Raw genomic sequence first — 13800 nt, 5'->3', positions numbered from 1 at the left:
GAAGGATAACGAATGGGAGGAGAGACAACAGATTTGTTCTATTCTCTCGTCGTCTTGTCGGCCGTTCCCCTGCAAGCATCGCTTAACAATAAAAAGGATGTCCGCCAGATCCTGAGATCTTGGGACACCCTACTGGAGATCCTAATCGAATTGAAAGCCTTCCGAATCTAATCCGGCTAGTTCTGCTTCAGGAACTCATTGTGCCGTTTAACCATGGCTTGCACGGTCTGATCGGCGCTTTGATTGCCGAGGAAGAACTTTTCGTATTCCTGAGAACGCATATCCACCATTTCCTGAGGAAGCTTGCGGACGAATGTCGGCGCTTTATTTCCGTACAGGACGAATTCCAGCGATTCCTGGTCATACGTATCCGCATACTCGCCGAGCAGGCTCTTGATCGCGGCTTCCTGGTCGACCGCTCCGGAAGCGGGCAGCCGGCCGCCGGCTGCCATCGGCATCATGCCTTCGTCGGCGTACCACTTGAGGAATTCCCAGGCGGCTTCCGTATTCTTGGAATTGGCATTGATCGAAATGAAGTCGCCTACACCGCCGCTGGTGATAAAGTCTTCTTCATTCTCGGTCAACCGCGGCACGGGGGCAAATGCGATTGTGAAATCGCGGGGAAAGTCCTTCATATTATTGGAGCTGCGGATCAGCCATTCCCCAATGTTGATCATGGCCGCTTCGCCGCCCAGAAACATATTTTCCACCGGCATTTTGGAAGTCAATTGCTCGCCGAGCGGAGGCGTCGTCTGATCGTCCTTCATCATGGCGTTCATCGTCTCCAGCCATTTAAGCACGAGAGGGTGATCCATGTTGGAGGTGCCGTCCTCTTTGACATAGCCGTTCTTCTCCAGAACAGAATCCATCGGGTCGGCAAAGGGCTCCATGTGCTGGACCAGTCCGTATTTGAATCCGGCGTCCTTCAGTTTCTTAGCGTATTCCTTGGCCTCGTCCCAAGTCCAGGCTTTAGGCACCTCAAGTCCTGCGGCATCCAGCGCATCCTTATTGAGCGCGAAGAACTGTACGTTTTTCTTGGTTGGAATGCCGTAGTATTTGCCGTCAATTTTCCATGTCTCCGCGTTCGAACCTATTTTTTCGTCAATATCATAGTCGGAAAAAGAGCTCAAATCGAGCGCCGCGCCGGATTCGACCCGTTTCGCCGTCTGGGTCACCGTGTAATTGACGAACAGATCGACGGACTGGCCTGTAGCCAGCGCTGTATCGAGCTTCAGGTTTCCGTCGTCATCATTGACGAAGCGCACATATTCTACCTGAACATCGGGATGCTCCGCGTTCCAGGCATCCACCACCGCCTGCGGCCCAGCTTCAGGCGGAACTCCGCCCCACATCGTCAGCTTGATAGCCTTGTTTGATGAAGGCGCTTTCGAATCATTGTTCGCCGCTCCCTGATTGCCTTGAGCCTCTTTGCCGTTATTGCCGCCGCAGCCGGCCAACAGGCCGATCAGCAATGTGCATAACAGCAGTGCAGCCCATCCTTTTTTGTTTCCCATGGGTAAAGACCTCCCTATTTCGTTGATGGTTGAATCCTCCCCATCGTAGCAGGCAACGGGAGCGGAATTGAACATACATATCCCTTCAGATCACGGAACAAAACGATGCATTTGTATGCTTGGATTGGGGGTCTTAAGGAACGTTGATTTCTTCTATCTGGCCGTTTTGTTCCATTGTCTGTATTTGCTCGGCGTTTGCTGGGTCAAGCGCTTAAAGATTTTGATGAAGTAATTGTCGTTAACGAAGCCTACCCGGTGGCCGATTTCGTGAACCGGCAATTCGGTGTGGATCAGATACTCCTTGGCCTTTTCTACACGGATTTCATGCAAATAGTGGATCAGCGTCAGCCCGGTTTTTTTCTTGAACAAGGCACTGACGTAGTTCTCGCCCATCATTACGTATTGAGCCATCGATTTCACGGTAATGTCCTGCGAATAGTTTTCGGAAATATACTGTATGATCTTGTATACTTCCGGATGTGAGATGGCTGCTTCGCCAACCTTAGGACCGCGGCTTTGGACATCCGCCGCCCTGTTGCCGCCTTCATACGCGCGATACTCCGGAGAGTCTTCACTTATCCATATCGAAGAGGGCAACTGACGAAGCTGCTGCTCTTCCGCAACAAGGCGGTCCGTCGGCGAACCAGCTGTCTGCCCCCCTACGCCCGTTCTGTCTCTGGCGAGCTCCGCGCTTACTTTGCGCAGCGTATCCCGCAGAGAATTCACGCTCATCGACAGCTTAAGAATATAGTTGGAGGCACCATACTCCATCGCCTGCCGTACGTACTCGAATTCGCCGATACAGGTCAGCATGATGAAGCGGGAGCGATAACCTTCCTCCCGGGTCCGCCGGAGCAGCTCTACCCCGTCCATTTCCGGCATCACGATGTCCGCGAGCACCAAATCAGGCGGATCGCGGCGGATCATGACGAGCGCCTCGCTTCCGTTGCCGGCCTCGCCCATCACGGTAAACCCAAGCTCCTCCCAGGCGATAATTTCACGCACGGATTCGCGCACGAACACTTCGTCTTCCACAAGTAATACCTTCCACATATTACCGCCCTCCCGAGGATTCGTCTGCCGAACTTCCGTCCGGCGGCAGCGCCGTCAGGCGAGACGCCTCTGCAAGTCTGATGTCCTGGCTCCTGGCATATGGCTTGGACAATAAGAAAGGAATTGTAAACCGGATCAGCGTCCCCTGATCCGAGGAGGCGATCTCCATCCGGCCGTCTTCCTTAAAAAGCAGGCGAAGCCGCTCTCTGACATTGTCGAGGCCGATGCCCGGCCGCTTTCGCGTCTTCTTCATCTGTGCTGATCGCTTCATGCCGATGCCGTTGTCCTTAATTTCCACCACCAGCCTGGACGGTCCCTCCCGGCGAACGGTAATTTCGATCAGGCCATTACCGGTAAGATGGCTTACGCCATGCAAAATAGCATTTTCAACCAGCGGCTGCAGGCTTAGCTTCGGCACCAATGCAAACAGGATATCCTCGTCGAAATCGTATGTCACTTCAAAGCCGCGGTTGTGACGGATTTGCTGAATATGGACATAGGCCTGCACCAACTCGATTTCGTCCTGGAGGTGAACCAGATCTTTTTCCGAATTCAGACTGGCTTCCAGCAGCTTACCCAGGGACAAGGTGATGTCGGTGATATCATCGTTGCCCTGGCGGATCGCGCTCCATTTGATTGTGTTTAACGTATTTAATAGAAAATGCGGATTCATCTGCGCTAGCAGCATATGGAAGTGCACCGCTTCCTTCTGCCTTTCCTCCGCCTTCAGGCGTTGAATCAACACATCCATGTCGTCTAGCATCACGTTGAAGGTCCTCGTCAGCTCCAGAATTTCGCCTCGGAATTTCCGTTCAGGCAGCCGGATTTTCAGGCTTTTGCGGACAACTGCCTTCATCTTATTCTGCAAATGGGACAGTGGACGGGTGATCGTCGCGGCGATCAGAAACGTCATGACCAAGAAGGCGCCCATCAGAAGAAAGAACGTCGTAAAATACTGCCGTTTCAAGGCGTTGATCTCGTTGAATAAAATCGGCAGCGGGATCCGGTTGACAATGTACCAATCCAGGGATTCCACATAGATATAGTTGACCAGGGAATTGGAATCCTTGTCGATGAAATACTGACGGTCCGGCCGGCTTGCGATTTCCGCCATGACTTTCTCGGGCAGAACAGCATCCGGGACCGATTTGGATATCTCTTCTCCCGCGCGCGTAATCAAAAAATATTGCTGCTGCAGGTCTGATTGATTATGAACAGAGCGCAGCCAGGAGGAGTAATCGATGCTGATCCGGGCCAATCCGTAGGGCCGGTTTTGGCTGTCGATCAAATACGAGTACAAGGATAAAAGATACGTGCTTGTGGAGACATCCCGCAGCACATAGTTAGGATCATTGGGAACCCAATGATAGGCATGGGCGTTCATGGCCCGCTGATCAAATCCGGGAAGATCCCGAAGTTCGCTGTACACGAGAGAATTTCTGGGCGGGTAGGATGTGTATGCGTTTTCATCAAGGTCCAGTATCATGAAATATACGGAGGGATTATACAGAAAAAAGCTATTGTTCAGGTTCATGAATATATTTTCCATGATCCGTTTGTTCTGAATGGCATCGTGCTGCTCCGGGGAGCGAAGCACGGATTTCACCGTGTCATCCTGCTTTAGGAAAATGAGCGTTTTGAAGGCGATACCCATCTGATCTTCCAAGGTGCGGTACATTTGCTCCAACTGGGAATGGCTTTGCTGGCTGATCTTTTGCTGAACCAGGGTTTCGATGCGCTGATAGTTATAAAAGTTCAGGGCGCAGAAGGGCAGAAGAATCAAACAGACGAAAGCCATGAATAGGCGGTACTTCAGCTTCTGCGGAATCAGGTAACGTATGAATCCAGCCATGCGGGCATGCCTCCAATGCTGCTGCGGATGTCTTTTCCTAAAATTATAGCATAGAAAATTTACCGCAAAGGGCCTGGCGGAAATTGCATGGTTTTGTTGCAACGGAGGGAAGAAGAAGAGAGGGGCTGTGTAGATTTGTTCTATTTTAGCAGTGATGAAACACTGTCAGTGACCCTTGACAAAAGGTGGAAATATGATACGATTTAACCGACAGACAGTCGGTCTATGTATAGAGAGGTGATCTGTATGCGAGTAGTAAAAGAAGCGGAAGAACGCAAAAATGAAATTTTGGATGCGGCGGATGAGCTCTTCGGTCAGAAAGGCTTTGACGGCACCAGCACTAACGATATTCTCCAGAAGGTCGGTATTGCACGGGGAACGCTGTATTATCATTTCAAGTCGAAGGAAGATATTATGGACGCGCTGATTGAGCGGTACAATGTCCGGATGCTGGGGGCAGCGAAGGAGATCGCCGCGGACCGGAGCATTCCGGTCATCGAGCGGGTAATTCGTACGGTCATGGCGTTGAACCTCAGCAGCGGCGGAAGCGGCGAAGAAATAATGGAGCATATTCACAAACCGCAGAACGCATTGATGCATCAGAAGATCCACAAGAGTATCATTGCCGGTGTCACGCCGATTTTAACGGAGATCGTCCGTGAAGGTATTGAGCAAGGGCTGTTCGAGACCCCATTTCCCTACGAGTGCATGGAGATGGCAATCATTTATGCCAATACCGTATTTGATGATGATTTTGTACCGATGACGGATGAGGAGCGCATGCAGCGAGTGTTGGCATTTATCTCGAACCTGGAGCGGATGCTTGGTGCGCAAAGCGGCAGCCTGATGGAGGTCATGCAGATGTTTGGCGGAGGTGAAGCGGAGGGTCATGAATAACAAGCCGGGTGCATCCTTCGGGAAATTTGTTCTGCTTTGGTCCGGGCAACTGATCTCATCGATCGGCAGCGGACTTACTTCATTTGGATTAGGTATTTACGTGTTTCAGCAGACGGGGCAGGCTTCGGCCATGGCCCTGGTGACCTTGCTTGCCTTTCTGCCGTCGCTGCTGCTAAGTGCCTTTGCAGGTGTGCTTGCGGACCGTTATGACCGGCGGCTGCTTATGGTTGCTGGTGACGGTCTTTCTGCACTAGGACTGGTATTCATTCTCTTGTGCATGCTTGGCGGGGAGGCGCAGCTATGGCAGATTTGCGCAGGCGTGACGATCAGCTCAGTATTCTCTTCTTTACTTGAGCCTGCCTATAAGGCTACCGTGACGGACCTGCTTACGGAGGAGGAATACACAAAGGCAAGCGGTCTGGTTCAGGTGGCGGGCTCGGCCAAATTCCTGATCTCGCCGATCATCGCCGGCTTGCTGCTCTCCGTAGCGGATATTACGCTGCTGCTGATTCTGGATATTGCCACGATTGTTGTTACTGTCGTAACGACGCTTGTTGTGCGCAGCCGGCTTGCCTCGAAGCCCTATGAGCAGACGCCTTCCTTTGCTCGGGAATTGAAGGAGGGATGGAATGCAGTTGCGGGGAATAGAGGTGTGCTGATGCTGGTGATGATGATCTCTTTGTTGACCTTTTTCATGGGCTTTATTGAGACCCTGTTCATCCCGATGCTGCTTGCCTTTACGGACAGCGCCGTAGTAGGTACGCTGGAGACTGTCGTGGCTTCAGGCATGCTTGTCTCCAGTGCGATACTAGGTTTTCTTCCGATCAAGAAAAATTACGTCAATATTCTCTCCTTCTCCTTATTCGGGATCGGCCTATTCATGGCGGCATTCGGCTTTCGGGAGAACCTTGTTCTGATTGCTGTCTCCGGGTTTTTCTTTTTCGCTATGCTGCCTTATGCCAATGCCAGTCTGGATTATTTGATTCGCATAAATATGGAGCCCTCTGTGCAGGGCAGAGGTTGGGCGATGATCGGTGTCCTGTCCCAGGTGGGGTTCGTGGCAGCCTATGCTTTGTCTGGCGTACTGGCAGACTATGTATTTACGCCGCTATTGGTAGAGGGCGGAGCACTTGCCGGAAGCGTGGGCAGGATCATCGGTACGGGCAGCGGCAGAGGCACGGGCCTTCTGATTATTCTTGCAGGAGTGCTGCTATGCGTTACCTCGGTCTTTTTGTATCGGCTCAAATCAGTTAGGAAGTTGGAATGGAGGTGACCCATGTATTACAGAATGATTCGAAATGACCTGTCCAGGAGTAAGCTGATCACGATGACCACCTTGATCTTTGTAGCGGCGGCGGCGATGCTGGTGTCGCTGGCGGCGATGCTCACCGTGAATCTGACCGGGGCGATCGATACGCTGATGGTCAAGGCGAAGACACCCCACTTTATGCAGATGCATACAGGAGAACTGGATATGAAGCGCCTGTCGGCATTTGCAGAGCAAAATGACGAGGTTGATGACTACCAGGTGTTGGAGTTTCTCAATATGGATGGTGCTAAAGTAACCCTGGGCGGTCAATCGCTGGTAGATCAGGTTCAGGATATCGGATTTAGCGTCCAGAGCAAAGCCTTCGATTATTTGCTGGATCTCAATGGCCATGCCATTCAGGCAGAGGAAGGGGAGCTATATGTCCCGCTGACTTATATGAAGGACAATACGACCCGGATTGGAGACACGGCTGTCATTGGTGAAAGGACCTTGACGGTCGCTGGATTTCTCCGCGATTCGCAGATGAATTCCACGCTTGCCTCCTCCAAGCGGTTTCTCGTCAGCGCCAAGGATTATGCGGAGCTCCAAAGCCAGGGGAGCGTAGAGTATCTGATCGAGTTCAGATTGAAGAATCTGTCGGCGCTCGGCGCTTTCGAGGCGGCCTATGCTGCCGCAGGATTGGAGGCGAACGGACCGGCAATCACCTATCCGTTGTTCCGGATGATCAACGCCATTTCCGACGGCATGATGATTGGAGTCATTTTGCTTGTGAGCCTGTTTGTCGTTGCAATTGCCCTGATGTGCATCCGATTTACGCTGTTGGCCAAGATCGAGGACGACTATCGTGAAATCGGGGTGATGAAGGCGATCGGACTGCGCGTGCAGGACATCAAGAGAATATACGTGGCCAAATATGCAGTGATTGCGGCCGCAGGAAGTCTGCTCGGCTTTGTACTCTCTCTAGGATTTCAGGGCCTGCTGCTCGAAAATATTCGTCTCTACATGGGGGAGAGCGATCAGGCCTCGCTTGGCGCCGTCTTCGGTATCATCGGCATCCTGCTTGTGTTCCTTGCCATTATGGCCTACGTGAACGGTGTGCTTAGACGGTTCCGGCGTATTTCTCCGGCAGAAGCTATCCGCTTCGGCACTGCCCAGCAGAAGGTCTCAGGTACGGGGAGTCTTCGCTTGAGCAGAAGCGGGTGGTTGAATACGAATGTATTTCTTGGGATCAAGGATGTGCTGAGCAGGAAAAAGCTCTATGCCACGATGCTTGCTGTGCTGGTGATCTCGGCCTTCATCATGATTGTTCCGCAAAACCTGCACGCTACGATCTCCTCCAAGGACTTCATTCAATATATGGGTATCGGCGATGCTGATCTGCGTATTGACCTCCGGCAGACCGGCCACATATCTGAGCAAGCTGCAGAAATCACGGATGTGCTGGAGGCAGATAGCGCGATTCTGAACTATGTGATGCTGACAACCAAGAGCTTTCCCGTCAAGCTGGAGAATGGCTCGGAGGAGAGGCTGAAAATCGAGCTCGGCGATCATTCCCGATTCCCGATCAAATATGCGGAGGGAGTGGCGCCTGGCGCAGATCATGAGATTGCCTTGTCGGTGATCAACGCTCAGGAGCTGGGTGTCCACGTCGGTGATTTCCTTACCGTAGAGCTCCAAAGGAAGCCGGTACGGCTGACGGTCAGCGGCATTTACTCGGACATTACGAACGGAGGCAAGACGGCCAAAGCCGTATTTGCCGATTCTTCAGCAGAGCAAATGTGGTGCATCTTCTATGCCGAGCTTGCCGATCCGGCACAAATAATCAGCAAAGCCGGCGAATATGCAGACAGATTTCCGGAAACGAAGGTATCGGATATGGATGAATATATTGCTCAAACGTTCGGGTCCACAAGAAGCTCTATAGAAAAGGCCTCTTATGCAGCGATGGCGGTTGCGCTGATCATCATAGTGTTGGTTACGCTGCTGTTCATGAACATGCTGGTATTCAAGGATAGATATGAGATTAGCGTTATGAAGGCGTTTGGCTTCACAAATGGGGACATCCAGCTCCAGTACTTGTCGCGTTCAGTCTTCATTCTGGTGGCCGGCGTTGTTCTCGGCACGCTTCTGGCTAATACGGCGGGAGAGAAGCTTGCGGGTGCTGTGATTTCCTCCTTCGGGGCGTCAGCATTTCAGTTTACGCCCGATCCGCTATTCTCGTATGTGCTTATCCCGCTGCTCATGGCAGGCCTGGTGCTGATCGCGACGATCATCGGCACCAGCGGTGCCGGAGCAATCAAAATTTCCGAACATATAAAGGAGTAGGCCGATGAAAAAACTGCTGACCGGAGAACAAGTTGTGAAGTCGTTCGGGACGGGAGAAGAAAAGCGCAACGTGCTTGACGATGTATCCGTCAGTATACATGAGGGGGAGTTCGTAGCCGTGATGGGGCCATCAGGTTCAGGAAAGTCCACGCTGCTATTTGCACTGAGCGGCACGGATAACGTGGACGGAGGCCGGGTCGCTTTTGACGGCAAGGACCTGTCGATGCTTGGAGAGAGCGAGCTTGCGGAGCTGCGCAGGACCCAAATGGGGTTTGTCTTCCAACAGCCTACGATGCTGAAGAATCTAAATATCCTTGATAACATCGTTCTTCCGTCCATGCGGGGCAGCCGACGTCCTGCCGGAGCAATTACGGCACGCGCGAGAGCGCTGATGGACAGGGTAGGCATAGCAGAACTGGCGGAACGAGATATTGCTCAGGTATCGGGGGGACAGCTTCAACGTGCGGGAATATGCCGGGCCCTGATGAACAATCCGAAAATGATTTTCGGCGATGAGCCTACGGGCGCACTCAACTCCCGGGCCGCCGAGGAAATCATGGACCTGCTGTCCGAAATTCATGCGGAAGGAACAACAGTGATGCTTGTTACCCATGATGCCAAGGTGGCCGCAAGAGCCGAGCGTACCCTGTTCATGAGGGACGGAAATATCGTGAGTGAGCTGAGGCTTCCGAAGTTCGACGGGCAGGGCCTGGATGGCCGGATCGGGCAAGTAACCTTAAAGATGAGGGAGATCGGAGTATAATTTGAAAATATTCGTACACCCGAAAACTCAAGGGGGCTCGTTGGCAGTGAACGGCTGACCTGAATCGATACCCGTATTGGATAGACGTACATGCACGTTAATCTCGAATTTTGCCTGCTTGAATCGTTCTCTCCAATTTTTCCGCAAGGTCTTCCATTGGCTGTTATGCCAGCGGTGGAGATGCGTGCTTACGCCAAGCACATCAGCCTCCTTTTCCTGCAAGTAAGCTACCGTCGAGTAGAGCTGGTTCTCCAGCTTCTTGGAGATTTTGTCAGTGAAGCTGCTTACGTCTTCTTCCGTTATGATACTGGTGCAGACCAGCTCCTTGACGCTTCCAGAGACCTCCACATCGATACGCACCGTCAACCGGTCATCGATCAGCCGAGGTTTGATTGTGCTGCGAAGAGACTCAATTTTGAATGCTTCACTCCCCTGGCCGTTGTCGTTGCCTTCGCCGCAGGGGATGTTGACGTGACCGCTCTGATAACGATTCATCAGCATGAGCAGGAAGGGAGCCCTTGAGACGGGAACGATGTCAACCAGCTTACCCTCGGGAAATCGAAACAGTGCGAAGGTTGGGGTGCGGGGAAAAGCACTCATTCCCATGGAAGGAAGATACGGAACAACAAACGTCGCTTCCTGTTGCTTCGCCAGGATGCTAAGGTCCGTGAGGCTTACGACTAGCGACATTCCTGTATACATATGCGCCGTCTCGATGCTGGACGCCAGTTGCTTGCCGACGCTATTCTCCTCAAGGGGTTTGACATCCAGATACGATCCTGCATCCCCCTTGACAATCACAATCGTCAGGGTGCTCTTCGGTTCGTTGGAGCGGGAGAAAAAATCCAGCACTTCACCGATATTGCGGCTGCGTGCGAAGGCCTCGCTAATAATGATCGTTTCCATGTGACTCCACTGCAGCTTTCTGCCGATTTCATTGCTCGCCATCTGCGAGGCGCCGTATATGGTGGTATTCTCGCTGGAGATGTTGAAGAATGAAGCTTCGGAGGAAGGGGACATGCTGGATGCTCCCATTGTATTGGGCTTGTAAATCTGATTAGTAAGACGCAGCTGCCCGTTTGCGGACAGATCGATGGCTGTCGCCTGCACGAATGCCCATTTGTTAATCTCCAGCTTGTCCCAGCATCCCGTTAGAAGAAGGGCTACAAGACAGAGACAGCATGCGGTAAGCCGGCCTTTGTTGTAAGACGACATAGGATCGCCTCCTTAGAGAGGTTATAAGCCGGCCCGTGCACAGCTTTGGCGCATGAGGCTACGGCTGCGGGCGTCTGCCTCCGAACCGGAGCAGCTTGCGGTTGCGCGGGGATTGCAGGAAGACCTTAAGCGGCACCCTGATGAACAGATCACGCCAATCCCTTGGCTTGAACGGTGCAAGTGATGTCAAATAAGGCTGACCCAGCGAGTGCAGGTTGGTGAGATGCAGCAGCGTTAACAGGAAAACGACCATCAGACCGTAACCGCCGAGCATACTCGCCGCTATCATATATGGGAAGCGCAAGAGCCGCAGGGAGATCGCCAGATCGTAATGAGGGATTGCGAAGGAGGCGATGCCTGTCAACGCCACTACGATCACCATGATCGGAGAGGCGATCTTCGCCATAATAGCCGCTTGTCCGATGACCAATGCCCCAACGATGCTGACGGCGGAACCGACCGTCCTTGGCAGCCGGATGCCGGCTTCGCGCAGCAGCTCGAAGGAGGCTTCCATGACGAGCGCTTCTACGAAGGCAGGGAACGGAATGCCCTCCCGGGAATCGACGATCGCGAGGAGCAGTACGGTCGGGATTAGCTCCGGATGGAAGGTCGTCAGCGCGATATAGAGACTGGGCAGCGTCAGGGCGATGATGAAAGCGAGCAGACGAAGCATGCGGATGAACGAGGAGAAGACGGACCGCACGTAATAATCCTCTGCCGTTCCCATGAAATCCACCAGAAACGCCGGACAAATCATGATCATCGGCGAATTTTCCACGAGCACGACAATTTTGCCGTCCAGTATGGCCGCGACCGCCGTATCAGTTCTCTCCGTATAACGAACCTGCGGGAACGGAGATAACGTCGATTCTTGTATCCAGTCTTCGATATAAGAGGTCTCCAGCACCTCATAATCAGTGATGGATTCGACCCGCCGCCTAAATTCCGCAAGTACGTCCGGGTTGACGACCTCGTCCAAATAGCCGAAGCATATGTCGCTCTTCGTGACTGCGCCGGATTGCAGGAATTCCAGCTTGAACGCCGGGTTGCGGATGCGGCTCCTGAGCAAAGCCAGGTTCAGGGATAAGTCTTCCGTCGTACCTTCCCGGGGACCGTGCACTGAAGGTTCGTTGACAGGCTCCGTAATTGGCCTTCTCTCTACTGATTCCATCGGGAATCCTAACGCTTGATTCACTTGGTCGAACAGGAGGACTATGAAGCCGTTCATGACGGACTCGTACACGTCTGCGCTTGATTCTAGAAGCGAGAACGGTTGAAGGGAGATATTATTCCTCTGTATGCAATGGAGCAGTTTGTCCGGTGTCATGCTGCTCCAGACTTCGCCCTCATAACCGGCGATTTCATCCAAAGCACGCTGAAGGAGGTGGCTGGAGTAGTCGGCGAGCGATGAGCAGTAAACGGAGACTGCCTGGAACGCAAACCCGTCGCCATAACTCCATTCATGGAAGTGGACGTCCCCGCAGCGAGATAATACGCCTTCAAGCTCCTGCCGGTTAGACATAACGTCATCATGAAGCATATGGGCCGTGCGATCTTCCGCAGTCATGAAGTACCCCCTCGATCGGCTTGAAGATATCGATGCTTGATCCAAGTAATCAGCGTTAGAAAGAGAATAAGGCCGCATCCGACGACGATGACCGTGAACGGCCAGATCGTATAGACTTGCTCATGGAAGTCGGCCGGACTTTGGAACATGGTGGTCGACAAGAAGATGCAGATCACCGAGAGGGGATACAGCAATACATTATCATCCCTCAGGTTGAAGAGCTGGATGAGACATTGGTAGAGAATAAAGAGCAGAAGTGTCGCCTTCATATATGACCCTAGAATAAGCGCGATGCCGATAATGGCTTCCACTCTCTGGAATAGTTCAACGATGTGAATCTCGATTGCGAGGCGATATAGCGAATAATTGAAGTAACCGGCCGCGGGACCGAATGCCATAATGGTGCATAGCGTCGGCAAGATTAGCATGAGAGCTGAGAACGAATAAGCTGAGTACAACGCTTTGGCCGCGGATTGACCGGCTTGAAGCCGGACGAATGGCAGGAGCATCGCGAATATTACGATCTCCCCGAACGGGAACCCGGCGGAGATGAACAAACCGTGCAGCATGGGCTTGACACCGTTCTCGAACAAGGGAAGAAGCATGCCCGGACGATAGATCGGGATAGCGAGGATCATGACCAGCAGAGAGAAAAAGAGCATCAGCCAAACTAGCAAAAAAAACATCCGTGCCATGACACGAATGCCTGAACGCGCCGTCAGCGCGGAAAGCAGCATGCCGATGGAATGGAATATATACGGGGGAGTCCGGTCCATCATCACACTCGTGAAAAAAATGCCGATGCTTGCATTAATGGCGCATACCGCAAAAAACAGCATCAAGATAAAGAGGATTCCGACAGGATATGTAGCGGTCCGCCCGATCAGCTTGCGGCTATATGAGATTATGCTCGCTCCATCGTGGCTGTTGTGAAGGTACAGAACGCATGACAACATGAGGATGCCAAAGGCGTAAGCGAGCGTCATCGAAATCCATGCATCGTTGCCGGCCGCGGCCGTAAGTGGATTGGGAATAAACACGATGGCGGAACCGATAATGTAACAGGTTAATAAACCTGCCAGTTGCCTTAAGTTGATGGTAGAACGATCGGACGACATAGCTACATCCCTTCAAGATGCGGAATTATTTTAGCAGTGCAACGATTTGTCTGGCAGGCCATCCATATATGGCTTTTGTGAGATGCCCGAGATCGAACCAAGGCAATTGCAGGATGAATATTACGGATAAGTAAGCAGCCGGCAGGAGCAGGAGAAGGTACACGATTTTCGTCCTTCTCTCCGAACGGATGAAGGCACGCCTATCCAGGAATAGGAGCGCTATTAC

11 protein-coding genes are annotated in these 13800 nt (G+C 52.5%); 5 read left to right on the top strand and 6 right to left on the bottom strand.

Annotated features, from left to right (window positions below):
* The first annotated feature begins 12 nt into the window (after positions 1 to 12).
* Entirely contained in the window at positions 13 to 171 is a 159-nt protein-coding gene (locus KQJ23_RS01485; RefSeq protein WP_216476880.1) for a hypothetical protein, read from the top strand.
* Between the two features lie 5 nt (positions 172 to 176).
* Here the strand turns inward: KQJ23_RS01485 and KQJ23_RS01480 are convergent, their stop codons facing one another.
* From KQJ23_RS01480 to KQJ23_RS01470, 3 genes are all read right to left on the bottom strand, one after another.
* Positions 177 to 1514, bottom strand: a complete 1338-nt coding sequence (locus KQJ23_RS01480; RefSeq protein WP_216476878.1) for an ABC transporter substrate-binding protein — start codon at positions 1512 to 1514, stop codon at positions 177 to 179.
* A gap of 153 nt (positions 1515 to 1667) precedes the next feature.
* Positions 1668 to 2567 (bottom strand): response regulator transcription factor, encoded by a 900-nt coding sequence (locus KQJ23_RS01475; protein ID WP_216476876.1) that lies wholly within the window; start codon positions 2565 to 2567, stop codon positions 1668 to 1670.
* Position 2568: 1 nt separating this feature from the next.
* Entirely contained in the window at positions 2569 to 4419 is a 1851-nt protein-coding gene (locus KQJ23_RS01470) for a sensor histidine kinase (protein WP_216476875.1), read from the bottom strand.
* Positions 4420 to 4665: 246 nt separating this feature from the next.
* Here KQJ23_RS01470 and KQJ23_RS01465 point away from each other — a divergent pair, with 246 nt between their 5' ends.
* From KQJ23_RS01465 to KQJ23_RS01450, 4 genes are read left to right on the top strand one after another with little or no spacing between them, the layout of a single operon-like run.
* On the top strand, positions 4666 to 5316 hold the full coding sequence (locus KQJ23_RS01465) for a TetR/AcrR family transcriptional regulator (protein ID WP_216476873.1): 651 nt from the start codon (positions 4666 to 4668) through the stop codon (positions 5314 to 5316).
* Positions 5309 to 6589 carry an MFS transporter gene (locus KQJ23_RS01460; RefSeq protein WP_216476871.1) on the top strand — a complete coding sequence of 427 codons (1281 nt, stop codon included), beginning with the start codon at positions 5309 to 5311 and terminating at the stop codon, positions 6587 to 6589. The genes KQJ23_RS01465 and KQJ23_RS01460 overlap by 8 nt, the downstream gene beginning before the upstream one ends.
* A 3-nt stretch (positions 6590 to 6592) precedes the next feature.
* Positions 6593 to 8911, top strand: coding sequence for an ABC transporter permease (locus KQJ23_RS01455; protein WP_216476870.1), 2319 nt, complete (start codon positions 6593 to 6595; stop codon positions 8909 to 8911).
* Between the two features lie 4 nt (positions 8912 to 8915).
* On the top strand, positions 8916 to 9674 hold the full coding sequence (locus KQJ23_RS01450; RefSeq protein ID WP_216476866.1) for an ABC transporter ATP-binding protein: 759 nt from the start codon (positions 8916 to 8918) through the stop codon (positions 9672 to 9674).
* Positions 9675 to 9701: 27 nt separating this feature from the next.
* Here the strand turns inward: KQJ23_RS01450 and KQJ23_RS01445 are convergent, their stop codons facing one another.
* The 3 genes from KQJ23_RS01445 to KQJ23_RS01435 are packed head-to-tail and all read right to left on the bottom strand — an operon-like array spanning position 9702 to position 13574.
* Positions 9702 to 10889, bottom strand: coding sequence for a Ger(x)C family spore germination protein (locus KQJ23_RS01445; protein WP_216476864.1), 1188 nt, complete (start codon positions 10887 to 10889; stop codon positions 9702 to 9704).
* A 58-nt stretch (positions 10890 to 10947) separates the two neighbouring features.
* Complete coding sequence (locus KQJ23_RS01440; protein ID WP_249529417.1) at positions 10948 to 12456, bottom strand: spore germination protein; 1509 nt, start codon at positions 12454 to 12456, stop codon at positions 10948 to 10950.
* Positions 12453 to 13574, bottom strand: a complete 1122-nt coding sequence (locus KQJ23_RS01435) for a GerAB/ArcD/ProY family transporter (protein WP_216476862.1) — start codon at positions 13572 to 13574, stop codon at positions 12453 to 12455. The genes KQJ23_RS01440 and KQJ23_RS01435 overlap by 4 nt, the downstream gene beginning before the upstream one ends.
* Between the last annotated feature and the right edge of the window lie 226 nt (positions 13575 to 13800).

The organism is Paenibacillus brevis (assembly GCF_018919145.1).
Taxonomy (GTDB): Bacteria; Bacillota; Bacilli; order Paenibacillales; family Paenibacillaceae; genus Fontibacillus; species Fontibacillus brevis.
The sequence above is the reverse complement of the archived record's forward strand: the minus strand, read 5'-3'. Positions and strand labels throughout refer to the sequence as shown.